The organism is Klebsiella sp. CN_Kp100, from assembly GCF_040065315.1.
In the GTDB taxonomy this organism is placed as follows: Bacteria; Pseudomonadota; Gammaproteobacteria; order Enterobacterales; family Enterobacteriaceae; genus Klebsiella; species Klebsiella oxytoca.
In genome coordinates, this window is the sequence record NZ_JBEAIJ010000049.1 from 50,456 (window position 1) to 75,516 (window position 25,061).

A 25,061-nucleotide genomic window follows, 5' to 3' on the forward strand; every position below is an offset into this window, starting at 1 on the left:
TGCTTCACATATTTTACTGTTTCACGTAACAAAATATTTAAGGTTTGCTATCTTAATGAGCGAGTAAGCCAAATCCTCAGGTTGCGCCGTGTAAAAAAATCACTTAAATGATTCTGGCGCAATGTCCAGTTCCCTGGTGTTGGCGCAGTATTCGCGCACCCCGGTTTATCCGGGGTCATTTTTTATCTGCCGCCGCGACCCACGCTTTCAGTACCGCGACATCGCTTTGCCATTCGGATTTCATCTCTTCAACCCATTCGCCAACGTTATCCGACCATGCGGGTAAATCCGGCGTCTGGATCTGCTGACCTAACTGTTGAATATGGCGCAAACCGATCGAGCCCGCAGCCCCTTTAATCTTGTGCCCCTCTTCAACAATTCCTTTCTGGTCGCGAGCGGTCAAATTAGACTCCAGAACCGCCATATAGCCCGGCATCATTCTTTCAAAGACGGCCAGACCGTCATAAATAAGCTTCGGCCCTACCAGTTCGATGTACTGCTCAAGCATCGGAATATCCAGTACTGAAGCCGATTTACTGCTATCTACAGATGGCATCTCATTCTCCTCTTCTTCCGGCGCATCCCAGAATTTTTTGATAATCGCGGTTAATGCCGGAACCGATAACGGCTTACTCAGGACATCATCCATTCCCGCTTCCAGATACTCATTCTTGTTCTTCAGTACGTTAGCGGTAAGCGCAACCAACGGCGGAAGCTCGTCGGCGGCAAAGCGCTGTTTAAGCTGACGAGAGATATCAAGGCCGGTCATATCCGGCAGCTGGATATCAAGCAGCACCAGATCGTATTCGCCGGGGACGAACATCTCCAGCGCAGCCTTACCGGTCATCGCCACATCGACGCTATTGCCAAGCTTCTCAAGTACCGATCGCGCAACGATCACGTTTAGCTCAATATCTTCCACCAGCAGCACATTCAGCGCAGGTAATGGCATTTCATCTTCCGCCAGCGTATCTTCAACCTCTTCCGCAACGGCCGGAGCATGTACGGTGAGGGTAAATGTCGCGCCTTTACCCGGCAGGCTGGAAACGCAGATATCCCCCCCCATATTTCGCGCCAGGCGACGTGATACGGCAAGACCGATACCGGTGCCCGTCGCAGGCTTGCCGCCCTGGCTATCTTTAACCTGGTAGTACATGGCGAAAATCTTATCCTGCTCCGCTTCAGGGATGCCGATACCTGAATCTTCCACTTCGAAGTGCAGTATATTCCCCTCGTCATAGCGCACGCGGACGTTCACATTCCCGCCTTGCGGAGTAAATTTCACCGCATTACTAATAAGATTCCACAAGATTTGGCGTAAACGCGTTCCGTCGGTGATCACTTTATGCGGCAGCGGAAGCGTGGGTTCCAGCACAAAATGCAGGCCTTTCTGCTGCGCCTGCAGGCCGGAGAGGTTTTCCAGGTCCGCAAGGAAACCGGTAAAATCAACCGGCTGGTTGTCCAGCTGAATTTTACGCCGCTCCATCTTATCCATCTCAATAATATCATTGAAGATATTACCAAGGGTTACCGCTGAGACATGGATGGTTTTCAGGTATCTTTCCTGTTCGCCGGTCAAATCGGTATCCAGCAGAATTCGGCTAAGCCCTACAATGCCGTTAAGCGGCGTACGCAGCTCGTGGCTGATCGTTGAGATAAAGGTGGTCTTATCTCGGCTGGCTCGCTCCAGAGCGTCCTGATAGCGCTTACGCTCCGTGATATCGCGGCCAAAACCCATCAGGCCGCGCCGCTTACCTACGCGGTCGTAATAAGGAACCTTACGGATTTCAAAGCAGGCCTTACGCCCGTCCGGATAATCCAGCCACTGTTCGTAGGTTAGTGAGACGTTATGGCGGAAGACTTTCTCATCCGTTTCCAGCACCTTTTCCGCCACTTCTTCGGTATAAACATCCTGCGGCTTCAGATGGATAAGCTGCTTTTCACTTTTGCCTGTCAAAAGCTCCATCGCACGGTTACAACCGGAAAACTCTTTATCTTCATTACGATAGAAAACCAGATCCGGAGAAGCATCAAGGAAGGAGCGCAGAAAAGAGGATTGTTGCTCAAGCTGAATTTGCGCCTCTTCACGCTCTTTCATCTCAATTTTGAGCTGCTCAAGCGTCGTTTCACGTTCCGCTTCCGCCTTTTCACGTTCGCCGATTTCCTGATTAAGCTGGGCGATATTGTCCTTGAGCTGCACATTCAGCTTGAGATCGCGCTCGCGCATCTCCTCCAGTTTCTCTACCAGCCGCGAGAGGCGCTGCCGGGACTCTTCCAGTTGCTCAACCACCACCGAAAGGAAATAGACCGCCCATGGGGTAATCAGCAGGCCGAAGAAGATGGAGCGGATCACATCAATACTTTCCACCTGGCCATGCAGCACCATCGTAACGGCCATCTGCACAACTATCGCCAGCACCACCAGCGCAAAGGCCAGCAGCATTGAAAAGCGCACCAGACCCAGCTTCATCATCAGGTCAACATAATACTGCGCCAGCATACGGATTTGCTTCATAAGGGATTCCTTCGCGACAACTTCGCACAATAATACTCAATTCTGAGCAAGACGCTGTAAGTTGTGCAAAAAATGCGGGAAGGATTGGAGTTACGCGGCTGACGCTGAACTGGCGTCAGCCGGAAATAGAGAAGAGAACAAAACGAGCGTTAGCGTTTACTGAGCGCTTCCCACAGCCCCTTCAGGTAGGTCACGCCCAGCGCACGGTCGTATAATCCATAACCTGGCCGCCCTGTTTCACCCCAGATAAAACGTCCATGATCCGGGCGTATATAGCCACTAAAACCATTGTCATAGAGCGCCTGCATCACTTTATACATGTCCAAAGAGCCGAATTCTGACGGATGAGCGCATTCATAAAAGTCTTTATCTTTAATAAGATTAATATTACGCAAATGGGCAAAATGGATACGCTTGCGCCGTGTAAACTCGGCCAGAATCGAGTAGACGTCATTGGCAGGATCTTCCGCGATTGAACCGGTGCAGAGCGTGATGCCATTGGCCTCAGAATCTACCGCCCGGCAGATCCAATCCAGATCGTCGCGATTTTTCACGATACGCGGCAAGCCAAAAATAGAGTACGGCGGATCGTCTGGGTGAATAGCCATTCTCACGCCGAACTCTTCACAGACGGGGATAACCGCCTTCAGGAAATAGACCAGATTCTCCCGCAGCGTCTTGTCATCAACATCTTTGTACTGCGCAAACAGCTCCTGAACTTTGGCCAGACGCTCAGGTTCCCAGCCCGGCAGAGCAAAACCATTTGAGTTATCCAGAACCTCTTTCACCACCTCTTCCAGGCTCTTATCAATATCTTTTTTTTCAAAAGCCATCGTCCGGGAGCCATCCGGCAGAACATAGTTCATATCGGTCTTCATCCAGTCAAAAACCGGCATGAAGTTATAGCAAATCACTTTTACGCCAAACCGGGCAAGATTACGGATAGTCTGTTGATAGTTGGCGATATAGCGATCGCGGGAAGGCAGGCCTATTTTAATATCGTCATGAATATTGACGCTTTCGATAACTTCCATTTTTAGCCCGGCATCATGAACCTGATTTACCAGGCGCTGGATTTTTTCCAGCGGCCAGACCTCACCAACCGCGACATCATAGAGCGCCCCCACCACGCCTTCAACGCCGGGAACCTGGCGGATATATTCCAGAGAGACCTTGTCTTCCTCCGGCCCAAACCAACGCATTGTCATTTGCATACGAAATCACCTGATTCAATATTATTAACGGTCATAGCCTACTACCATACAAGATAAAATAACCAGATTTATATCAACGACAGTGACATTGGTCACACCACTTTTTTTCAGAGGATAAAGCAAAATAAATCCGCCGTAGCGATGACGTTATCCGCCTGCTATGGAGAGATCCAGCGACGACCGAGAGCAGACCCCTGAACGCCGTGTTCATTGAGGTATTTATCCAGTTCAACCATCCCGGTCCAGCGGTTCTCACACCACAGCGGCGCCAGCAGCGTTGGGCGGCGCGCGCTGGCGGAGATACGGTGAAAAATCACTTCCGGAGGGGTGTGACGGATCATCTCTCCTGCGGTAACCGTATAGTCGTCCAGCGCAATACCGTTTAACCTTCCTGCCTGCCAGGCCCTGGCCATAATGCTCCCCTTCACAATATGAAGTGGATGCAGCTTAATGCCGTCTACGCCGGTCTCCACTACCTGCTCTAAGGTCTCCAGGCATTCACCCTGTCCCTCGCCCGGCAGGCCCACGATAAGGTGGCTACACACTTTAAGGTCGCGCTCGCGTGCCAGGCGGGTGGTTCGCTGATAGCAGGCAAAATCGTGGCCGCGGTTAATTCGGTGCAGCGTTTTATCATGCGCGGTTTGTAAACCCAGCTCGAGCCATACTTCGTAGCCCTGCTCCCGATACTCACTCAGCAGGTCCAATACGGCTCCGGGGACGCAGTCCGGGCGGGTGCCCACGCACAGCCCGACGATGCTGGCCTGGCTGATTGCCTGCTGATACATGGATCGCAGTACCTGAACTTCGGCAAACGTACTGGTATAGGCCTGGAAATAGGCCAAATAGCGCTTAGCCCGGTTTACCCGCTGCGCCTGATGGGCTAGCTGCTCAGCAATCGAACGGTGCTGCTGCTCTTCATCGGCAAAAGAAGCGACATTACAAAAGGTACAGCCGCCACGACCAATGGTGCCATCGCGATTTGGACAGCTAAATCCACCGTGCAGCGTCAGTTTGTGAACCTTTTCTCCATATCGGCGCGCAAGATCCCCACCAAACATGTTGACTAATTTTTGTAACTGCATAATCTGATAGACCGGCCTTAAGAAAGGGGCCAAGCCTGCCATTTTTAGCTACCGACGGCGATGACCTGGATCAATCGTCAACGCGGCCGCTTACCTCATTGCATAAACAATCAAGATAACTGCAATTTAATTCATGTTCAGGGTAATGAGTTTTCCTTATACATAGCCGCTGATTGGCAATTATCTTTACCCTGGCACAAAACAGTATTAGCCACCAAAAAATAAATAAAAAGCAGTTTAAAAAACTGTGATAAAAAAACAATTCAGCACAGACAGATAATGTCGTGCCGTCGATACAGTGAGACAGATCACACTCGATTCTGTCTCCTGGCGCGTTTCAGTAGTATTTAAAACGCATTTATTCTCTTAAAAATCATTTAATTAGCCATTGCATAGCACATTTTTGTATAAATAAGATTGCCATTTGACGTATGTGTGGATTCCCGATAAGTTGGGAATCCGCTGGAAGCTTTCTGGATGAGTGCTCTGCTCATCATATTTATGCAGTAATTGAGATTCCCTCTTAACAGCAAGTCCTCAAACTTGTGTACCGATGCGAAAAGGATTTAAAGAGGGCGAATGCGAGGTGTAAACCCCGTCGCCATGCTCTTTCTGTGCCCGTGCGCAATCGGTAACGGAGGGTGTCCCGTAGAGCCTGGGGAGGTTCACTGATATGTTGTACGATAAATCCCTTGAGAGGGATAACTGTGGTTTCGGCCTGATCGCCCACATAGAAGGCGAACCTAGCCACAAGGTAGTGCGAACCGCTATACACGCACTGGCCCGAATGCAGCACCGCGGCGCGATTCTTGCCGATGGAAAAACCGGCGACGGTTGTGGCTTGCTGCTACAAAAACCCGATCGTTTCTTCCGAATTGTTGCGGAAGAGCGCGGCTGGCGTTTAGCCAAAAATTACGCCGTTGGGATGCTGTTCCTTAATAAGGATCCTGAACTGGCAAACGCGGCGCGCCGCATCGTCGAAGAAGAACTTCAGCGCGAAACGCTGTCTATCGTCGGCTGGCGCGATGTGCCAACCAATGAAGGCGTACTAGGTGAAATCGCCCTCTCCTCGCTGCCACGTATAGAACAAATCTTTGTTAACGCCCCGGCTGGCTGGCGCCCGCGCGACATGGAGCGCCGCTTATTCATCGCGCGCCGTCGTATCGAAAAGCGTCTGCAGGAAGATAAAGATTTTTACGTTTGCAGCCTGTCGAACCTGGTCAACATTTATAAAGGTCTGTGTATGCCGGCGGATTTGCCGCGCTTCTACCTGGACCTCGCGGATCTGCGCCTGGAGTCAGCCATCTGTCTGTTCCACCAGCGCTTTTCTACCAATACCGTGCCGCGCTGGCCGCTGGCTCAGCCGTTCCGTTACCTGGCACACAACGGTGAAATCAACACCATTACCGGTAACCGCCAGTGGGCCCGCGCCCGTACCTATAAGTTCCAGACGCCGCTAATCCCTGACCTCCACGACGCCGCACCGTTCGTTAACGAAACCGGCTCTGACTCCAGCTCTATGGATAACATGCTGGAGCTGCTGCTGGCGGGCGGGATGGACATCATTCGCGCAATGCGCCTGCTGGTTCCGCCAGCCTGGCAAAATAACCCGGATATGGATCCCGAGCTGCGCTCGTTCTTTGACTTTAACTCCATGCATATGGAACCGTGGGACGGCCCGGCGGGCATCGTGATGTCCGATGGTCGCTTCGCCGCCTGTAACCTCGACCGTAATGGCCTGCGTCCGGCACGCTATGTGATCACCAAAGATAAGCTCATCACCTGCGCATCCGAGGTGGGTATCTGGGATTATCAGCCGGATGAAGTCGTTGAAAAAGGCCGCGTCGGTCCAGGCGAACTGATGGTTATCGATACCCGCGAGGGGCGTATTCTGCACTCCGCGGAAACCGACAACGATCTGAAAAGCCGTCACCCGTATAAAGAGTGGATGGCGAAAAACGTCCGTCGTCTGGTGCCGTTCGAAGAACTGCCGGACGAAGAGGTCGGTAGCCGCCAGCTGGACGATGATACCCTCGCCAGCTATCAGAAACAGTTCAACTACAGTGCCGAAGAGCTGGATTCCGTCCTGCGCGTACTGGGTGAAAATGGCCAGGAAGCGGTCGGCTCGATGGGCGATGATACCCCATTTGCCGTGCTCTCCAGCCAGCCGCGTATCATTTACGATTACTTCCGCCAGCAGTTCGCGCAGGTCACTAACCCGCCGATCGATCCGCTGCGCGAAGCGCACGTTATGTCGCTGGCCACCAGCATCGGCCGTGAAATGAACGTCTTCTGTGAAGCGGAAGGCCAGGCGCATCGCCTGAGCTTCAAATCGCCGATTCTGCTGTACTCGGATTTTAAACAGCTGACCACCATGGAAGAAGAGCACTATCGCGCCGACGTCCTGGATATCACTTTTGATGCCGCCGAAACCACGCTGGCTGAAACCGTGAAGGCGCTGTGCGATAAAGCCGAACAGATGGTGCGTAACGGTACCGTTCTGCTGGTGCTCTCAGACCGTAACATCGCTAAAAACCGTCTGCCGGTACCGGCACCGATGGCGGTAGGCGCGATCCAGACCCGCCTGGTCGATAAGAGCCTGCGCTGCGATGCCAACATTATTGTCGAAACCGCCAGCGCCCGCGATCCGCACCACTTTGCCGTGCTGCTCGGCTTCGGCGCGACGGCTATTTATCCGTACCTCGCCTATGAAACCCTGGCGAAGCTGGTCGATAATAAAGCCATCGACAAAGAGTACCGCGCAGTGATGCTGAACTATCGTAACGGCATCAACAAAGGTCTGTATAAGATCATGTCGAAGATGGGGATTTCGACCATTGCATCCTATCGCTGCTCGAAGCTGTTTGAAGCGGTCGGCCTGCATCGCGAAGTCTCCGATCTGTGCTTCCAGGGCGTTGTCAGCCGTATCGGCGGCGCGGGCTTCGATGATTTCCAGCAGGATCTGCTGAATCTGTCGAAACGTGCCTGGCTGGCGCGTAAACCGCTGGATCAGGGCGGTCTGCTGAAATACGTTCACGGCGGCGAATATCACGCCTACAACCCGGACGTGGTGCGCACCCTGCAGCAAGCGGTACAAAGCGGTGAGTACAGCGATTATCAGCAGTACGCGAAGCTGGTTAACGAGCGCCCGGCGGCAACGCTGCGCGACCTGCTTTCCGTCACCCCGGACGGAACCACGGTGAACCTGGACGACGTTGAACCGGCGAGCGAACTGTTCAAACGCTTCGATACCGCGGCGATGTCTATCGGCGCGCTGAGCCCGGAAGCGCACGAAGCGCTGGCGGAAGCCATGAACAGCCTCGGCGGCAACTCCAACTCCGGCGAAGGCGGCGAAGACCCGGCGCGCTACGGCACCAATAAAGTGTCGCGCATTAAGCAGGTCGCCTCCGGCCGCTTCGGCGTAACTCCGGCTTATCTGGTCAACGCCGACGTTATCCAGATTAAAGTCGCCCAGGGCGCTAAGCCTGGCGAAGGCGGCCAGTTACCCGGCGATAAAGTGACTCCGTATATCGCCAAACTGCGCTATTCAGTACCTGGCGTAACGTTAATTTCTCCGCCGCCGCACCACGATATCTACTCGATCGAGGATCTGGCACAGCTGATTTTCGACCTGAAACAGGTCAACCCGAAAGCGATGATCTCCGTGAAGCTGGTCTCTGAACCGGGCGTCGGGACTATTGCCACCGGTGTAGCAAAAGCTTACGCGGATTTAATCACCATTGCCGGCTACGACGGCGGCACCGGCGCCAGCCCGCTATCGTCAGTGAAGTACGCGGGATGTCCGTGGGAGCTTGGACTGGTTGAAACCCAGCAGGCGCTGGTTGCCAACGGGCTGCGCCATAAAATTCGTCTGCAGGTCGACGGTGGGCTGAAAACCGGCCTCGATATCATCAAAGCGGCTATCCTCGGCGCTGAGAGCTTCGGCTTCGGGACCGGACCAATGGTGGCGCTGGGCTGTAAATATCTGCGTATTTGTCACCTGAACAACTGCGCAACCGGCGTAGCAACCCAGGATGACAAACTGCGTAAGAACCACTACCACGGTCTGCCGTTTAAAGTGACCAATTACTTTGAATTCATCGCCCGCGAAACGCGCGAGCTGATGGCACAGCTGGGCGTGAAGCGTCTGGTGGATCTGATTGGCCGTACCGATCTGCTGAAAGAGCTGGACGGTTTTACCGCCAAGCAGCAGAAGCTGGATCTGAGCAAGCTGCTGGAAACCGCGGAGCCGCATCCGGGCAAAGCGCTGTACTGCACGGAGAACAACCCGCCGTTCGATAATGGCGTCCTGAATGCGCAGCTGCTGCAGCAGGCAAAACCCTTTGTTGACGGCAAGCAGAGCAAAACGTTCTGGTTCGATATCCGCAATACTGACCGTTCCGTAGGAGCCTCGCTGTCCGGCTACATCGCCCAGACCCACGGTGACCAGGGCCTGGCAGCAGATCCTATTACCGCCCACTTCAGCGGTACCGCAGGTCAGAGCTTCGGCGTGTGGAATGCCGGCGGCGTTGAGCTGCATCTGACCGGCGACGCGAACGACTACGTGGGTAAAGGGATGGCCGGCGGCCTGATCGCCATTCGTCCTCCGGTAGGCTCGGCCTTCCGTAGCCATGAAGCCAGCATTATCGGCAACACCTGTCTGTACGGCGCGACCGGCGGTCGTCTGTATGCTGCGGGTCGTGCGGGCGAGCGTTTCGCAGTGCGTAACTCCGGGGCTATCACCGTCGTCGAAGGTATCGGCGACAACGGCTGTGAATATATGACCGGCGGCATCGTCTGCGTGCTGGGCAAAACCGGCGTCAACTTCGGCGCAGGCATGACCGGTGGCTTTGGTTACGTACTGGATGAAGACGGCGACTTCCGTAAACGCGTGAACTCTGAACTGGTAGAAGTGCTGGACGTTGACTCTCTGGCCATCCATGAAGAGCACCTGCGCGGTTTAATTACCGAGCATGTGCAGCTTACCGGTTCACAGCGCGGTGAAGAGATTCTGGCCAACTGGCCGGCCTTCTCGGCGAAGTTTGCGCTGGTCAAACCGAAGTCCAGCGATGTTAAAGCACTGTTGGGTCACCGTAGTCGTTCCGCAGCTGAGCTGCGGGTGCAGGCGCAGTAAGGGGTTAAGATGAGTCAGAATGTCTATCAATTTATCGACTTACAGCGAGTTGATCCGCCTAAAAAAGCGCTGAAGATCCGTAAAATTGAATTTGTGGAAATTTACGAGCCGTTTTCAGAAGGCCAGGCTAAAGCACAGGCAGATCGCTGCCTGTCCTGCGGCAACCCGTACTGCGAATGGAAATGCCCGGTGCATAACTACATCCCGAACTGGCTGAAGCTGGCTAATGAAGGACGTATTTTCGAAGCGGCTGAGCTGTCGCATCAGACCAATACCCTACCGGAAGTCTGCGGACGCGTTTGCCCGCAGGACCGCCTGTGCGAAGGTTCCTGCACCCTGAACGATGAGTTCGGCGCGGTAACCATCGGTAACATTGAGCGCTATATCAACGATAAAGCATTCGAAATGGGCTGGCGTCCTGACCTTAGCGGCGTGAAACAAACCGGCAAAACCGTCGCCATTATCGGCGCGGGTCCGGCAGGTCTGGCGTGCGCCGACGTATTGACCCGTAACGGCGTGAAGGCGGTAGTCTTCGATCGCCATCCGGAGATTGGCGGCCTCCTGACCTTTGGTATTCCAGCCTTTAAGCTGGAAAAAGAGGTGATGACCCGTCGTCGCGAGATCTTTACCGGTATGGGCATTGAGTTCAAACTCAATACCGAGGTGGGTCGCGATGTACAGCTCGACGATCTGCTGAAAGGGTACGATGCGGTATTCCTCGGCGTTGGTACCTATCAGTCAATGCGCGGCGGTCTGGAAAACGAAGACGCCAGCGGCGTCTTTGATGCGCTGCCCTTCCTGATCGCCAATACCAAGCAGATCATGGGCTTTGGTGAAACGGCGGACGAGCCGTACGTCAGCATGGAAGGCAAACGCGTCGTGGTTCTTGGCGGCGGCGACACCGCAATGGACTGCGTGCGTACCTCGATTCGCCAGAACGCGACTCACGTCATCTGCGCCTATCGCCGTGATGAAGAGAACATGCCGGGCTCGAAACGCGAAGTGAAAAACGCGCGGGAAGAAGGCGTGGAATTCCAGTTCAACGTTCAGCCGCTGGGCATTGAAGTGAATGCCAACGGTAAAGTCTGCGGCGTGAAGATGGCGCGTACGGAGATGGGCCAGCCGGATGCGAAGGGCCGCCGCCGCGCGGAAATCGTTGCCGGTTCAGAACATGTGGTGCCAGCGGATGCCGTAGTCATGGCGTTTGGTTTCCGTCCGCACAGCATGGAATGGCTGGCGAAGCACAGCGTTGAGCTCGATTCTCAGGGCCGCGTGATTGCGCCGGAAGGCAGCGACAATGCTTTCCAGACCAGCAACCCGAAAATCTTCGCCGGCGGCGATATCGTTCGCGGCTCTGACCTGGTGGTCACCGCGATTGCCGAAGGCCGTAAGGCGGCTGACGGCATCCTGAACTACCTGGAAGTGTAACGAAAAAAGCTTGCGGGCCCCGGAGCCCGCAAGCTTATTCATTCAGAGATAGACAATACTGATTACCGCCTCGCCGTCCAACGTCACCTTTTGCCCGCTCCTGAGATTACTTCCCACCGATGCGCTTATCTGCAGAGGCACCGTTGCCGCCGTGATTGGCTGCGGCACCGAAGAGCCTTTTTTAACAAAGGTATAGAAATAGTCCTGTCCCGTTGGGAGCGGTAAAAGCGAGGAAACTTCCCACGGTCCCTCCTTGCTGGCCGATCCGGCGATATCAACGGCAACTTTTTTATCATCAACCGCGATGGTATTGGCGGAATCGATTTGCATCGCATAGCTGCCAATAGGTTTATTTTCCATCGTCATACCCAGACCAAAAAGCCGTGATTTGTCGCTTATGTATCCGCCGCCATTGACCTGAAAAAGCACTCCCTCATGGCCGTGTGTATCTTTTCCCGTGATAGCGGAACTGGATCGCGCATCTCTTGCCGTAATAGCGATCCCGGTGGAGGATTCGCAGGTAACCGTTAAGGTAATATCCCGCACGCCTAGCTGGGTAAATGCGGACGTTGATAGCGACCCGACATGCCGTTCACCGAAATCTACGATGCCGTTATGGCTCAGCGTTGGCGTGCACGCCGCCGCTTCTGCGGTCACGGTAAAATCAATACTAAGGTTGTCGCCGGCGTGAAGGATCGGACTGAGTAAAAGCGCGAATAAAACAAAGGCGTACCTCATGGAGTTACCACCCTGATCTGCAGATTCCCACGATACGTTACGCGATCCGTAATCGCCTGGCTCTCCATCATTGAAGCCACGTTCAGAACCACAGAGAGCTGACTGGCTTCAATCTCTTCTCCCTGTACAAAGGCGATCCCTTGATTGAGCACAATGCGGGATCGCTTTGCTGCTTCAGCGGTAATCGGCGCCCCGGCGCTCCGTACAGGGACCAGCATCACGTCGCGATCGTCAGCCACCGCTTGCCCGGCGGTAATATTCATTTCCCCACGATTGCCAAGTGCGAACCTGCCGTTTTGCGCATAGGCGCTACCGAAGAAAAGCCGAATACGTTGTGGCTTATCACAATGTACATGCAGGACGAACTGCTTTTCCGGAAGTACCACAGGCTTATCTCCCGCCTGCTGACGTTCTGCCGGGCGAACGGGCAGATAGTCAACCGAACGCTGCGTGCTATTTAATTCGCATTCGGCCAGAAGGGCGCCGGAAAATGCCAGCAGGCTAAGGCCCAGCCATAGACGAATCATTGACATACCCCGCTGGCATTTTCATAGAACGCCTCTGCGTCTGGCGCTTCAGGCAGCGTTAGCGAGATGCGGCAACTTCCCTTTTCCAGTTTCGCCACCAATGTTTGTCTCCCTGTGAGGTTGTTCAAAAAAAGCACGCCGTCATCGACGGAAGTCGTTAAGTAATTGCCCGCTGAATCCGTGACGGCGACCCCCTTCGGCAGCGGATCACCGTTCCCCATCGTGACACTCAGCAATACCCGGCGTTCCGTGATGGTAGAAAAGCGGATTTTGCCTACGGCCCCTCGGCCTTGCTTGAGCATTCTGAGCCCATTGCCAATATCCATGTTCTTTGGCAAAGTCGCGGTGTTGATTTCAACGGCTGCCTCTCGCCAGGCCGAAACGGAAGGAATGACTGCCTGACCGCTGAAGTCAGTCCACACCGGCCCCTGCGATGTCTCGATGCGCACTCCGGAAACCGGCTTATCCAGGCTGGCAATGGCAAAGGTGTCGCGAATCGCCCACGGTGTAAAAGTCACACCATGGCGGTGGGCGGCCATTCCCCCGCGCAGCGTTCCGGAATAGCTATGGCTCTGCGAACCGTTGGTACTCGCATTCATGCTTAGCTGCGTGTAATGCAGATTCTGATTTATCCCGCCGCTGAAGCTGTTCCGACTCTCGGTCTGGTCACGTTCGGCGCCGAGGGTATAAGTGGTGTCATCGCTGATAGTGCCCGTTACCGAAGTACCGAATCTCTTCCGCCCTTTTTCACTGCGCGCGTAAGCATTGACCGAATGCAGCTGGAAGGGAATATTCAGGTTCAGGTAAAAAATATTATCATTGCTTTGTTCGATACTCCCGCCGCTGAGCTGGCGCTGCCAGCTTGCCGATACGGAAAATGCGCTAAAACTCTTTCCCCAGTTAAGCGTCGCGTAGCGAGAATTATTTTGGCTATCGAACCCTGTTACATCATAGAAGCTGGCGCTCATCGTACCTATAACAGGGTGTCCCCAGCTCGCCCCCAATGAGTACTCCATTTTATTGGTGGCGCTAAAATTCTTATCAATGGCCTGAGAAAACTCACGATACTTTTCAGAATATTTGCTCAACGAAGCATTCAGCCCAAAACCGGACTGTGTTGCACAGGAGGTCGATAGAGTGTACTTCTGGCCCTGCTGCGCATTATCGCGATCGAACGCCTGGTTAATCTGAAGAGAAAGCGCATTTTCCTGCGGCAGTACTGAGTCAACGCGTATTCCTAAGGCCTGGTAGCTCTGGGCAACGATCGCGCCGCTAGTTAAATTATGCCTGGCGTTCAGCTTCCAGCCGCCAGCCAGGCTGGCTACCCAGGGCTGCTGGCTATATGCATCGCTCACCCGGCCTAATGAAAATTGATATCCGCCCGCAGGCCCCAGCCCGGAGCGATACAATGAGGCGGGAACCACCTGGCTATGCTGGCTGCCATCGGTCTCAATAACGGTGACCGTCAGATCGCTGGTGACGTTGCGCAGGGGAATATCCGTTAAGGTAAAGGGGCCGGCAGGCACTAAAGTGGAATACACCATGATCCCTTGCTGGCGGATCTCAACCCGCGCCTGCGGGGTACTGGCGATCCCGGTTACCAGCACGCCGCTCCCGGCATCGTTAAGGACGCTCTCCGGCATCAAGGAGATACCGTATAGCTCGGTGCCGTCGAGCAAAGGGTTATTCATGCCTATTTCACCCGCCTTGACGGTGCTTTTTATCTGCGTAAAGGTGCGCTGTAGGTAGGTCTGCGAATTTTCGCTGGTAAACAGATTATTCGCACGGCTTAATAGCTGATGGCTACGCAGCAGCCAGGTATTCACGTTTAGACCGCCGTCCAGCATCAGCTGCGAATACTCGGAATGACCGCCGCTATAATCGTTGCGCGAAGCGAAAAAGGTATAATTCAGCACCCCAGCCGTACCGCTCGTGTCGTATCCGCTGAGGTCGGTACTTTGGTGGACTAACTGCTCCTGCGGTAATATCAGATCGATTCGCCCTTTTCCGGGCGACGCTTTCAGGATCGTTTCAGGATGGGCCTGTAAATAGTCATAGCAGCCCTCGCTGTCGACCACGGATTGGCGAATACCGGCCTGTTGCATAAACGCTTTATCGAAACACAGCTGGCCGTCATCATCAAAGTGTGCGACGATATTTCCCTTATCCTTACCGTTAACGCCCAGCATAACCGAGCTCGCCCCCGGCAGGAATTTGGCTTCTGAGGAGAAATAATGCGCAATTTGCGGATCGATGCCCAAAGACGTTAAGGTTTCACTATCAAATTCTATCGCGCTCTTTTTGGCCTCTTCAGCTACCGCCAGTTGAGCGCTTCCCAACCCGATAAGACAGGCCAACAGCTTTTTCCTGAGCATTCCGTTCATCCTTGAACATGGTCACTGCAACGAGGTGATGTAGCGATCTCCTTTATATCCATAGCGGCTTGCCGGGAAAAACTCGACTTTCGTATCCGCTCCCGCTTTAGCAGGTAATTTTACGCTGACACTGGTGTGCGGCAGGAGATACGTTTTCGCTAACTCGCCGGGAGAACCTGAAGGCAAAGTATTAAACATGGACGTCATCCTGACGACATAGTCGCTCGGATTACTGATTTCCAGCGGGCCCCCCTTTTTGCGCCAGACCAGATGTTTCCACGGCGCGGGCTCCTCCGCCAGGCCAGCCGGATGGATAATGACCGGTAAATCCTGACGAATAGTGACCGTTGTTTTCAGTTTTCCCTTTTCTTTCGGCGGTATTCCTTCAAAGGTGACCCGTTTAAACTCTTCCTGTTGTAGCGGTTTAGACGTTTGCAATATAAAGCGGATCTTTTGCGTGTCCCCTTGCTCTACGCGTACTACCGGCTGCGTGACAATTAAGCGGATAGATTTATCGCTATCGGCTAAATCAACCACTTTCGTATAAAGCAGAGATGGATGCGGATCTGAATTGGTGAGGTTCATCGACACCTCACCTTTTTGCTCATCAACGAGTAAAACCGACGTCTCAGGCACCATGCCGCTGGCATAGGCCCGGGTCATCAATATCAATAACGACAACAGCAGCGTTTTTTTCATATTAGTGGTGTTTATTAAAAAGAGATAGAGCTTATTAACAGGCCCAACAAATTTTATTAAAATATTTATTGGGCCGAATTTCAGAAGGACAGCATATAAATATTAGAGATAAACAAGACTCAGCGTGGCATTACCATCGAGCTCGATTTTTGTTCCGGCACCCAGTACACCATTGTCCTGAACGGCGGAAACAATATCCAGCGGCATCACTAAATCTTTAAACAGCATTGGGGTAGTTTTGCCGGTTTCAGCAACGGTAACGATACGGGTAGCGTCGGAGTAATATAAAGCTCCGCTATTTGCATTCTCCCACGAGCTATTTGCACTACCCGTATTTTTCACGATCATATCCACTGCCGCGCCATCAGCAGTTAATCCATCCTTCATTGCCGTAACAGAATAAGCACCGATCTTCATATCATTAACGGTACCGAGGCCAAACGCCGCAGATTCCGTTGACATATTTTGCCCCGGGATATAGTCAGCAATATACGCCGAGCTTGAAATCTCAACTTTAGAACTGGCACGGTTATCCTTCGCCACGATGCCCACGCTGGTCGCCGCATCGCAGCTAACCGTTAACGTAATGGATTTTTTGCCCAACTGAACTAAGGTGCTGCCGCTGATAGGTTTCCCAAGAACCGAGTTGTTCATAGAGCCGTAATCAACAATGCCACTATTGCTCAGCTCCGGAGTGCACGCAGCCGGAACAAAGGTTCCTTTAACGGTGAGAGTAGTATCCGTAGCAGCATTAACGCCCGCAGCAGAAACAATAGCAGCGCAAACGCACAGCGCAGAAAGCGACTTTTTAGAGAACATATCAATTTTCCTTAATGTATCGTACGACCGATATCAATAAAAATATCGGCACATCCTTTATCTAATTAAATCATTGCCACTAATCATCCCCTCAATAATTATTGAGGAAAGAATTAGTCACTGGAAGTAATGATGAAAGAGACTCCTCTCACCGCCGGCTAATCTACTTAATTGAACGACTAATCTCAAGAAAAATAATCGCAAATTTTAAAAAGTAAAAACCTTCAACAATTACAAGATGATAGTACATGAACTGCAGGTAAGTTAAATAAAACACAGGTCAGTTAATTAATCTGCTCTTTATAAATAAACGGCATCAATAGTAAAATAAGAACACATATTCATCATAGAAACACCTTAATTAAAGTTACAACAAATAAACCCAGAAAAATATGAATTCACACTCCCATTTCATCTAATATACCCTATCTCCTGTGCTGGATGACCATAGGGCACAGCAAAATAATCTGTGCAGACCCAGCCCGCCGCAGAAACACACTTTGCCCTGACGGAGAAGAGACTCGACGCCAGCAGTAAAGTTATAAAATGAAAAAAAAGCGAAGCATATCTATGAATGCTTCGCTCGGGATAGGGGATGCTGCTGATTCAAATATGAATTCATATATGAATCAGGCCCCGTTATTGATATCACTTCACAACGCGTAGCGCCGGACGTCCGCCACGGGGCGGCGGCGTATCATCCGGATCGTCGTCGTGATTATCTGGCTTATCGCCATCGATCACCGACATGACCGTTTCGCTGTCAGGCAGCTCTTCTTCATCGTTCAGGCTGGTGACATCTTCATCGTAAGCGGCTTCTGGTTCGAACATGGTCCCCGCACCGTTCTCTCGCGCGTAAACCGCCAGTACGGCAGCCATCGGCACGGAGACATTGCGCGGCACGCCGCCGAAACGCGCGTTAAAACGCACTTCGTCGTTCGCCAGCTCCAGGTTACCGACAGCACGCGGAGCAATATTGAGAACAATTTGCCCATCACGCGCATACTCCATCGGCACAAGTACGCCCGGCAGAGTCACGTCAACGACCAGATGCGGAGTCAGCTGGTTATCCAGCAGCCACTCATAGAACGCCCGCAGCAGGTACGGGCGACGAGGCGTCAGCTGTGATACATCCATCATTTAGCCCCGACCGAGGCGCATTTCACGCTCGGCTTCAGTTAAAGAAGCGAGGAAAGAGTCGCGCTCAAATACGCGAGTCATATAGCCTTTAAGCTCTTTCGCGCCAGCACCAACCAGCTCGACGCCAAGAACCGGCAGGCGCCACAGCAGCGGAGCCAGGTAGCAGTCCACCAGGCTAAACTCATCGCTCAGGAAGTAGGGCTTCTGGGTGAAGACCGGCGCAATGGCCTGCAGCTCTTCACGCAGCTGCTTACGTGCAGTATCGGCCTGCGAAGCGGTACCGGTCTGAATAGTATTCATCAGAGAATACCAGTCTTTTTCGATACGCTGCATGTAAAGACGGCTTTCCCCACGGGCCACCGGATAAACCGGCATCAGCGGCGGATGCGGGAAACGCTCATCCAGGTATTCCATAATGATGCGAGATTCCCACAGAGTGAGCTCACGATCCACAAGCGTCGGCACGCTTTGATTCGGGTTGAGGTCAATCAGATCCTGAGGCGGGTTATCCTTCTCCACGTGCTCTATCTCAAAACTAACACCTTTTTCGGCCAGCACGATGCGGACCTGATGGCTATAGATGTCAGTAGGACCAGAAAACAGCGTCATTACCGAACGTTTGTTGGCAGCGACAGCCATGAAAACCTCCAGGTATATTCAGAATTTTGTACTGCTGCTGACCACGGATGGCCAGCCAGATGTAAAAACCCCATTTGCGTGATATCACTTTTGCTTATCATCCAAACAAAAAATGAACAATCACCTGCATTTGGGCAGAAAATTGGATGATAGTTTACCAGATTTTGAAGACGTTGTGGTGAGGGTATTCTGGAAATGCTGAAAAAGTGGTAATAATGGGGCGTTTGTAGAGGGAAAATGGCAAATTTATCCATAAAAAAACCCGCCGAAGCGGGTTTTTTCGCAAATTGTTCTGCATAAGCAGAGGACAATTAACGTTTGGAGAACTGCGGACGACGACGTGCTTTACGCAGGCCGACTTTCTTACGTTCAACCTGACGAGCATCACGAGTAACGAAACCAGCTTTACGCAGTTCGCCACGCAGGGACTCATCGTACTCCATCAGAGCGCGGGTGATACCGTGACGGATCGCACCAGCCTGACCAGAGATACCACCACCTTTAACGGTGATGTACAGATCTAATTTCTCAACCATGTCGACCAGTTCCAGCGGCTGACGAACTACCATGCGGGCAGTTTCACGACCGAAGTACTGTTCCAGAGAACGCTGGTTGATAACGATTTTACCGTTGCCCGGTTTGATGAAAACGCGAGCTGCGGAACTTTTGCGGCGACCGGTGCCGTAGTATTGATTTTCAGCCATTGCCTATAATCCCGATTAGATGTCAAGAACTTGCGGTTGCTGTGCCGCGTGGTTGTGCTCGTTACCCGCGTAAACTTTCAGCTTACGGTACATAGCACGACCCAGCGGGCCTTTTGGCAGCATGCCTTTAACCGCGATTTCAATCACACGCTCAGGACGGCGGGCAATCATCTCTTCAAAGGTCGCTTCTTTGATACCACCGATGTGGCCGGTGTGGTGATAGTACATTTTGTCTTCACGCTTGTTGCCGGTTACAGCAACTTTTTCTGCGTTCAGAACGATGATGTAGTCACCGGTATCAACGTGCGGAGTGTATTCCGCTTTGTGCTTACCGCGCAGGCGCAGAGCCAGTTCGGAAGCCAGACGGCCCAGAGTTTTACCGGTCGCGTCAACAACATACCAGTCGCGTTTTACGGTTTCTGGTTTAGCTGTAAAAGTTTTCATTAAAAGCTTACCCAAATAAATAAGTTACACGTTGGTGAACACCCAAACGTTTAGTCAGTTGAGGTTCACACGACATTGTCCAGCAAACCTACCCCTTCGAATAGCCTATGCCGGCACATAGAAAGTTTTGGGAAAAAAACCTTCTCGTAACGTGGGGTCGCAAGATTATAGAGAAGTCGGGGTCAAAGATCGACCCCTTTATGTGATTTGTACCCGGTTTTACCCCGCCAGGTGTTCTCGCTTCAGATACTCCTCGCTCTGCATCTCCTGCAGGCGCGATAAACAGCGCTGGAACTCGAATTTTAATCTCTCGCCCTGATAGATCTCATACAGCGGAACCGCCGCACTGACCACCAGTTTGACGTGGCGTTCGTAGAATTCATCGACGAGGGCGATAAAGCGCCGCGCCTCGCTCTCCATCAGCCCGGTCATCACCGGCACATCAAAGAGCATGACGGTATGAAACAGGCGCGAAAGCGCAATATAGTCGTGCTGGCTACGCGCATCCACGCACAGCGTCGCAAAGGAAGCCGCCAGCGTCTGGTTCTCAACGCCTAACGTCGGCAGCGGACGGTGGTTTATCTCCAGCGTTGGCATCTGCTCGCGCTTTGCGCCCGCCAACGCCAGCCACAGTTTGTCCATCTGCTGCCGGGTCTCAGCGTTCAGCGGCGACAGCCACAGGTGCGCCTGGGTCAGCGTGCGCAGACGATAATCGATGCCGGCGTCGACATTCATCACATCGCAGTGCTGCTTAATCGCGTCGATCGCAGGAAGGAAGCGGGCGCGCTGCAGACCGTTACGGTACAGTTCGTCAGGAGGAATATTCGACGTCGCCACCAGGGTTATCCCGCGGGCAAACAGCGCTTTCATCAGACCGCCCAGCAGCATCGCATCGGTAATGTCAGAGACAAAAAACTCATCAAAGCAGAGCACATCGGTTTCAGCTTTAAAACGGTCCGCAACGATTTCCAGCGGATCGCTGTGCCCCTGCAGCGTGGTTAACTCTTCATGTACCCGCAGCATAAAGCGATGAAAATGCAGACGTTGTTTACGTTCTCCCGGCAGACTTTGAAAGAACAGATCCATCAGCCAGGTTTTTCCTCTGCCGACTCCCCCCCACATATAGAGACCGCGAACTGCGGCCGTTTCGACAGCGGGTTCACGCTTGCCCAGCAGCTTGCCGAATTTCGCCCGCAGACCGCCGCCGGTTTGCGGCGCTACCGAAGGTTTATTCTGCAATTCTTGATAAATCGTATCGAGGCGGCTGACCGCTTCTCGCTGAACGTCGTCAGGTTGATGGCTTCCCTCTTTGAGAGCGGAAAGGTAACGCGATGTTGGGGACAGGCTTTGCATGATCTAATTGTTATTCCTTGAAAACCGTAATGCCGTAGCTCACGATTGACGAAAAAAAGGCTGCTCTACACTACGTGATGATACGCCAGGATTCCACTTCTGTAGAATTAGCGGTTATAGTGGCACTATCGGGCGCAGGCGGAGAGCCTCATAGCCACCCTACGGAACCACAAAACAACGGGAGATGTTCATGACCTGGGAATACGCGCTAATTGGGCTAGTTGTCGGCATCATTATCGGTGCCGTCGCGATGCGTTTTGGCAATCGTAAATTACGCCAACAGCAGGCGCTGCAGTTTGAACTGGAAAAGAATAAAGCAGAGCTGGAGGAGTACCGCGAAGAGCTGGTGAGCCATTTCGCCCAGAGCGCCGAGCTTCTGGATAACATGGCGCATGATTACCGCCAGCTGTATCAGCATATGGCGAAAAGCTCCAGCAACCTCCTGCCGGACACCATGGCGGACGCTAATCCGTTCCGCAATCGTCTGGAAGAGTCCGAAGCGGGCAACGATCAGGCTCCGGTCCAGATGCCGCGCGACTATTCTGAAGGCGCATCCGGTCTGCTGCGCGGCGGTGTAAAGCGCGATTGATTCGGCAACGCCAGTAAAAATATTTTCCGGGCGCACCCTCTGCGCCCGTTTCAACCTCTCATCCCAGCTACAATTTAACTATTGCCCACGTTGTTACCGGGTCGAAAATTCAATAACATCGGGCCATTCGGGACGTTTCCCATACACCTCAGGTTACGAGAGCCAGCAACTAATGAATAAACCAACTTTGCTGTTGAGTGCGTTAGCGTTAAGCATTGGGTTGTCGTTGTCAGCCTTACCTCCGGCAGCAGCGTCTTTACCGACACAAGTTCCGGGCCAGGGCGCGCTGCCAAGCCTCGCGCCAATGCTGGAAAAAGTGTTGCCGGCAGTGGTGAGCGTACAGGTTGAGGGTACCGCGTCACCCGCGCAGGATATGCCGGAAGAGTTGAAGAAATATTTTGGCGACAACGCGCCGCAAGAGCAGGCGCAGCCTTTTGAAGGACTGGGTTCCGGGGTCATCATTGATGCCGCAAAAGGCTACGTGCTGACCAATAATCACGTCATTAATCAGGCCCAGAAGATCAGCGTCCAGCTCAACGACGGGCGTGAGTTCGATGCCAAACTGGTCGGCAGCGACGAGCAGAGCGATATTGCACTGCTGCAGATCCTCAAGCCCAGTAATTTGACGCAAATCGCTATCGCCGACTCGGACAAGCTGCGGGTTGGCGACTTCGCCGTCGCCGTCGGTAACCCGTTTGGCCTGGGTCAGACCGCCACATCCGGGATTGTTTCCGCCCTTGGCCGCAGCGGCCTGAACCTTGAGGGGCTGGAAAACTTTATCCAGACCGATGCTTCGATTAACCGCGGCAACTCCGGCGGCGCGCTGCTGAATCTCAACGGCGAGCTGATTGGCATCAACACCGCCATTCTGGCCCCGGGCGGCGGCAGCGTCGGCATTGGTTTCGCCATCCCCAGCAATATGGCAAAAATCCTCTCTCAGCAGCTTATCCAGTTTGGCGAAATCAAACGCGGCCTGTTGGGTATTAAAGGAATGGAAATGAGCGCGGATATCGCCAAAGCGATGAATCTTGACGTCCAGCGCGGCGCATTCGTTAGCGAAGTCCTGCCAAACTCTGGGTCGGCTAAAGCGGGCGTTAAATCTGGCGACGTTATCGTCAGCCTGAACGGCAAACCGCTCAACAGCTTCGCCGAACTGCGTTCACGCATCGCCACGACCGAGCCGGGAACCAAGGTGAAACTAGGACTATTGCGCGAAGGGAAACCCGTTGAAGTGGAGGTCACGCTGGACAAGAGCACCTCGTCTTCCGCTAGCGCAGAGCTTATCGCTCCGGCGCTACAGGGCGCATCGTTAAGCGACGGTCAGATGAAGGATGGGACCAAAGGCGTCATCATTGATAACGTCGATAAAGGCAGCCCTGCCGCGCAGGCCGGCCTGCATAAGGACGATATCATTATTGGCCTCAATCGCGAACGCGTGCGCTCGATTGCCGAACTGCGAAAAGTACTCGAAAGCAAACCGACGGTCATTGCACTGAACGTCGTTCGCGGCAGCGAAAGCATCTATCTACTGCTGCGCTAACTCGCCTTCCGGACATCGCGTGCAGTGCGATGTCCGGACAAGTCGTGTTATGCTTCGCCTGTCTATCCATCAACGATATCTGCATCATGCCTGGAAAGCTTTTACGTTCGATACTTATTGGTTTGATCGTCGGCGGTCTGCTGCTGGCCGTCATGCCTTCCCTGCGCCAGTGGCAGCTTTCGCCGACCACGCAATACGATAGCGCGGATGAATCCCCCGCCAGCTATAATTCCGCCGTCCGTCGCGCGGCGCCTGCGGTCGTCAATGTCTATAACCGCGCCCTTAACAGCACCAGTCATAATCAGTTAACGCTCGGCTCCGGCGTGATCATGGACCAGCGCGGCTATATTCTGACCAACAAGCACGTCATCAACGATGCCGATCAGATTATTGTTGCCCTGCAGGATGGCCGGGTCTTTGAAGCGCTGCTGGTCGGCTCAGATACCCTCACCGATCTGGCGGTATTAAAAATCAACGCCAGCGGCGGTCTGCCGGTTATTCCGATTAACCCGAAACGCGTGCCGCATATCGGTGACGTCGTGCTGGCGATTGGCAACCCGTACAACCTCGGGCAAACCATTACCCAGGGCATTATCAGCGCCACCGGGCGTATCGGTCTGAACCCCACTGGGCGCCAGAACTTCCTGCAGACCGATGCGTCAATCAACCACGGTAACTCCGGCGGCGCGCTGGTGAACTCGCTGGGCGAGCTTATGGGTATCAATACCCTGTCATTTGATAAAAGCAACGATGGCGAAACGCCGGAGGGCATCGGCTTTGCGATTCCTTTCCAGCTGGCGACCAAGATTATGGATAAGCTGATCCGCGATGGCCGCGTGATTCGTGGCTACATTGGGATCAGCGGCCGCGAAATTGCGCCGCTGCACGCGCAGAGCGGCGGCGGTATCGATCAATTGCAGGGGATTGTAGTCAATGATGTGGCGCCGGAAGGCCCGGCAGCCCAGGCAGGGATCCGCGCCAATGACGTGATTATTTCGGTTAACGATAAACCCGCCGTTTCCGCCCTGGAAACCATGGATCAGGTCGCAGAGATCCGTCCGGGCTCGGAAATTCCGGTGGTGATTATGCGTGACGATAAAAAAATTACGCTGCATATCGCCGTACAGGAATATCCTGCGACCAACTAACAGGCTCCCCGAACGGGGAGCGCTATTTAATCAGCAAAAATCGGCCCGGCCGGGAATTTCGCCAGAAACCCGGTGACGGCCAGTAGCGACCACAGCCCCGGCCAGGCAAACTGCCGCTCCCGCAGCTCGTCATCGAGCGTCATCAGCGCAAATTCGCCGTTATCACCCAGTACGCCGCCCTGCCAGAGCAACCGTTGAGCCTGCTGCCGCGCCCAGGGTGATTCGCTCTTCCAGGCCAGCAGATGCAGCAGCGACTGCTGCAGGCAGACGCCATGAGGATGCTTGTCCCGCAGCAGTCGCCGGTAAACCGGCAGCGATATGCTGCGCACGGTATAAAATCCGCTGCGGATTTCAGCATCGGCATCCGCCACGCCGGCACAATACTGACCGGCCAGGTCGCACAGACGATTGTGCGTCAGCGCCAGCCCCCGGGCATCCAGATGACCCGCTGCGGCACACAGCAGCCCACTTCTTTGCATCCACGGCGTGGAGTCCCGAAATACCGTATCAGGTAGCGCCGGTTCTGTTTCAGCTGCTTTATTTTGCGTACCCGCCTCATAGCACTGGACAAAAAAATCATGGCCTCCGCGGGTAACCGATGGGTGCGCTAACAGGTTAAGCGCGGGCTGCAGTTGTTCAACTTCATCTACTGATGCCAGCGTGTAATCGATAATGACATCTTTTGTCGATGCCCTGCTTTCGGGGCGTAATGTTATGGTTTCATTCATCAAAGCCTCCTTATAGGAAATCTCCCGGTGGCGCTGCGCTGACCGGGCTACAGACCTGCGCTGTCTGAGGTCTGGTAGCCCGGACAAGGCGCGTTAAGCGCCGCCTCCGGGAAAATCCCCGGGTCGCGGCTGACTCCTTATCCCGGGCTACGGGTTTACAGCCGTCTGCGGGCCGGTAGCCCGGATAAGCCGTTTACGGCGCAATCCGGGGAAAGGTAACGATTCACATCGCCAGCACGTACTTG

19 protein-coding genes are annotated in these 25,061 nt (G+C 53.6%); 5 read left to right on the forward strand and 14 right to left on the reverse strand.

The annotated features are described in order from the left end of the window. Nucleotides 1-175: 175 nt before the first annotated feature. The 3 genes from arcB to ABLV12_RS22545 form a co-directional block, all read right to left on the reverse strand. Entirely contained in the window at nt 176-2,515 is a 2,340-nt protein-coding gene (gene arcB, locus ABLV12_RS22535; protein WP_049591507.1) for an aerobic respiration two-component sensor histidine kinase ArcB, read from the reverse strand. A gap of 149 nt (nt 2,516-2,664) precedes the next feature. Beyond that, nucleotides 2,665-3,729 (reverse strand): mannonate dehydratase, encoded by a 1,065-nt coding sequence (gene uxuA / locus ABLV12_RS22540; RefSeq protein ID WP_348867362.1) that lies wholly within the window; start codon nt 3,727-3,729, stop codon nt 2,665-2,667. Between the two features lie 158 nt (nt 3,730-3,887). After that, nucleotides 3,888-4,811, reverse strand: a complete 924-nt coding sequence (locus ABLV12_RS22545) for a TIGR01212 family radical SAM protein (protein WP_017145348.1) — start codon at nt 4,809-4,811, stop codon at nt 3,888-3,890. 673 nt (nt 4,812-5,484) lie between these two features. On the opposite strand from ABLV12_RS22545, the gene gltB reads away from it, so the two are divergent. Further along, entirely contained in the window at nt 5,485-9,945 is a 4,461-nt protein-coding gene (gene gltB / locus ABLV12_RS22550) for a glutamate synthase large subunit (RefSeq protein ID WP_004106181.1), read from the forward strand. Nucleotides 9,946-9,954: 9 nt separating this feature from the next. Further along, nucleotides 9,955-11,373: a glutamate synthase subunit GltD gene (gltD, locus tag ABLV12_RS22555; RefSeq protein ID WP_004106184.1), complete on the forward strand. Its 1,419-nt coding sequence runs from the start codon at nt 9,955-9,957 to the stop codon at nt 11,371-11,373. Nucleotides 11,374-11,415: 42 nt separating this feature from the next. Here the strand turns inward: gltD and ABLV12_RS22560 are convergent, their stop codons facing one another. From ABLV12_RS22560 to zapE, 10 genes are all read right to left on the reverse strand, one after another. Further along, a complete protein-coding gene (locus ABLV12_RS22560) occupies nt 11,416-12,111 on the reverse strand; it encodes a DUF1120 domain-containing protein (RefSeq protein WP_004106186.1) in 696 nt (231 codons plus the stop codon). Then, nucleotides 12,108-12,638, reverse strand: coding sequence for a hypothetical protein (locus ABLV12_RS22565; protein ID WP_004106188.1), 531 nt, complete (start codon nt 12,636-12,638; stop codon nt 12,108-12,110). The genes ABLV12_RS22560 and ABLV12_RS22565 overlap by 4 nt, the downstream gene beginning before the upstream one ends. After that, entirely contained in the window at nt 12,635-15,013 is a 2,379-nt protein-coding gene (locus tag ABLV12_RS22570; RefSeq protein WP_348867363.1) for a fimbrial biogenesis usher protein, read from the reverse strand. The genes ABLV12_RS22565 and ABLV12_RS22570 overlap by 4 nt, the downstream gene beginning before the upstream one ends. Nucleotides 15,014-15,034: 21 nt before the next feature. Beyond that, the gene (locus ABLV12_RS22575; RefSeq protein ID WP_348867364.1) at nt 15,035-15,712 is read right to left on the reverse strand and encodes a fimbria/pilus chaperone family protein; all 678 of its coding nucleotides are present in this window, start codon (nt 15,710-15,712) and stop codon (nt 15,035-15,037) included. 102 nt (nt 15,713-15,814) lie between these two features. Further along, nucleotides 15,815-16,531 carry a DUF1120 domain-containing protein gene (locus ABLV12_RS22580; protein WP_064397222.1) on the reverse strand — a complete coding sequence of 239 codons (717 nt, stop codon included), beginning with the start codon at nt 16,529-16,531 and terminating at the stop codon, nt 15,815-15,817. 648 nt (nt 16,532-17,179) lie between these two features. Next, nucleotides 17,180-17,668, reverse strand: a complete 489-nt coding sequence (sspB, locus tag ABLV12_RS22585; RefSeq protein ID WP_024274762.1) for a ClpXP protease specificity-enhancing factor — start codon at nt 17,666-17,668, stop codon at nt 17,180-17,182. A 3-nt stretch (nt 17,669-17,671) separates the two neighbouring features. Continuing rightward, on the reverse strand, nt 17,672-18,310 hold the full coding sequence (gene sspA, locus ABLV12_RS22590) for a stringent starvation protein SspA (protein ID WP_004106197.1): 639 nt from the start codon (nt 18,308-18,310) through the stop codon (nt 17,672-17,674). A gap of 311 nt (nt 18,311-18,621) precedes the next feature. Then, nucleotides 18,622-19,014 carry a 30S ribosomal protein S9 gene (gene rpsI / locus ABLV12_RS22595; RefSeq protein WP_000829815.1) on the reverse strand — a complete coding sequence of 131 codons (393 nt, stop codon included), beginning with the start codon at nt 19,012-19,014 and terminating at the stop codon, nt 18,622-18,624. Between the two features lie 15 nt (nt 19,015-19,029). Further along, nucleotides 19,030-19,458 (reverse strand): 50S ribosomal protein L13, encoded by a 429-nt coding sequence (gene rplM, locus ABLV12_RS22600; protein ID WP_004106200.1) that lies wholly within the window; start codon nt 19,456-19,458, stop codon nt 19,030-19,032. A 219-nt stretch (nt 19,459-19,677) separates the two neighbouring features. After that, nucleotides 19,678-20,811, reverse strand: coding sequence for a cell division protein ZapE (gene zapE / locus ABLV12_RS22605; protein ID WP_004106202.1), 1,134 nt, complete (start codon nt 20,809-20,811; stop codon nt 19,678-19,680). A gap of 190 nt (nt 20,812-21,001) precedes the next feature. Between zapE and zapG the strand changes: the two genes are divergently transcribed. The 3 genes from zapG to degS all read left to right on the forward strand — a co-directional run bounded on the left by zapG (nt 21,002) and on the right by degS (nt 24,088). Next, nucleotides 21,002-21,400, forward strand: a complete 399-nt coding sequence (zapG, locus tag ABLV12_RS22610) for a Z-ring associated protein ZapG (protein WP_004106204.1) — start codon at nt 21,002-21,004, stop codon at nt 21,398-21,400. A gap of 172 nt (nt 21,401-21,572) precedes the next feature. Beyond that, on the forward strand, nt 21,573-22,940 hold the full coding sequence (degQ, locus tag ABLV12_RS22615) for a serine endoprotease DegQ (RefSeq protein ID WP_004106206.1): 1,368 nt from the start codon (nt 21,573-21,575) through the stop codon (nt 22,938-22,940). Nucleotides 22,941-23,026: 86 nt separating this feature from the next. Then, nucleotides 23,027-24,088: an outer membrane-stress sensor serine endopeptidase DegS gene (degS, locus tag ABLV12_RS22620; protein WP_026056039.1), complete on the forward strand. Its 1,062-nt coding sequence runs from the start codon at nt 23,027-23,029 to the stop codon at nt 24,086-24,088. 26 nt (nt 24,089-24,114) lie between these two features. On the opposite strand, the gene ABLV12_RS22625 is transcribed toward degS, so the two are convergent. Next, the gene (locus tag ABLV12_RS22625) at nt 24,115-24,816 is read right to left on the reverse strand and encodes a hypothetical protein (RefSeq protein ID WP_348867365.1); all 702 of its coding nucleotides are present in this window, start codon (nt 24,814-24,816) and stop codon (nt 24,115-24,117) included. Nucleotides 24,817-25,061 lie beyond the last annotated feature (245 nt).

Coding starts and splice junctions, on each gene's coding strand:
- arcB (WP_049591507.1), bottom strand. CDS start 2,515: ATGAAGCAAATCCGTATGCTGGCGCAGTATTATGTTGACCTGATGATG.
- uxuA (WP_348867362.1), bottom strand. CDS start 3,729: ATGCAAATGACAATGCGTTGGTTTGGGCCGGAGGAAGACAAGGTCTCT.
- ABLV12_RS22545 (WP_017145348.1), bottom strand. CDS start 4,811: ATGCAGTTACAAAAATTAGTCAACATGTTTGGTGGGGATCTTGCGCGC.
- gltB (WP_004106181.1), top strand. CDS start 5,485: ATGTTGTACGATAAATCCCTTGAGAGGGATAACTGTGGTTTCGGCCTG.
- gltD (WP_004106184.1), top strand. CDS start 9,955: ATGAGTCAGAATGTCTATCAATTTATCGACTTACAGCGAGTTGATCCG.
- ABLV12_RS22560 (WP_004106186.1), bottom strand. CDS start 12,111: ATGAGGTACGCCTTTGTTTTATTCGCGCTTTTACTCAGTCCGATCCTT.
- ABLV12_RS22565 (WP_004106188.1), bottom strand. CDS start 12,638: ATGATTCGTCTATGGCTGGGCCTTAGCCTGCTGGCATTTTCCGGCGCC.
- ABLV12_RS22570 (WP_348867363.1), bottom strand. CDS start 15,013: ATGCTCAGGAAAAAGCTGTTGGCCTGTCTTATCGGGTTGGGAAGCGCT.
- ABLV12_RS22575 (WP_348867364.1), bottom strand. CDS start 15,712: ATGAAAAAAACGCTGCTGTTGTCGTTATTGATATTGATGACCCGGGCC.
- ABLV12_RS22580 (WP_064397222.1), bottom strand. CDS start 16,531: ATGTTCTCTAAAAAGTCGCTTTCTGCGCTGTGCGTTTGCGCTGCTATT.
- sspB (WP_024274762.1), bottom strand. CDS start 17,668: ATGGATGTATCACAGCTGACGCCTCGTCGCCCGTACCTGCTGCGGGCG.
- sspA (WP_004106197.1), bottom strand. CDS start 18,310: ATGGCTGTCGCTGCCAACAAACGTTCGGTAATGACGCTGTTTTCTGGT.
- rpsI (WP_000829815.1), bottom strand. CDS start 19,014: ATGGCTGAAAATCAATACTACGGCACCGGTCGCCGCAAAAGTTCCGCA.
- rplM (WP_004106200.1), bottom strand. CDS start 19,458: ATGAAAACTTTTACAGCTAAACCAGAAACCGTAAAACGCGACTGGTAT.
- zapE (WP_004106202.1), bottom strand. CDS start 20,811: ATGCAAAGCCTGTCCCCAACATCGCGTTACCTTTCCGCTCTCAAAGAG.
- zapG (WP_004106204.1), top strand. CDS start 21,002: ATGACCTGGGAATACGCGCTAATTGGGCTAGTTGTCGGCATCATTATC.
- degQ (WP_004106206.1), top strand. CDS start 21,573: ATGAATAAACCAACTTTGCTGTTGAGTGCGTTAGCGTTAAGCATTGGG.
- degS (WP_026056039.1), top strand. CDS start 23,027: ATGCCTGGAAAGCTTTTACGTTCGATACTTATTGGTTTGATCGTCGGC.
- ABLV12_RS22625 (WP_348867365.1), bottom strand. CDS start 24,816: ATGAATGAAACCATAACATTACGCCCCGAAAGCAGGGCATCGACAAAA.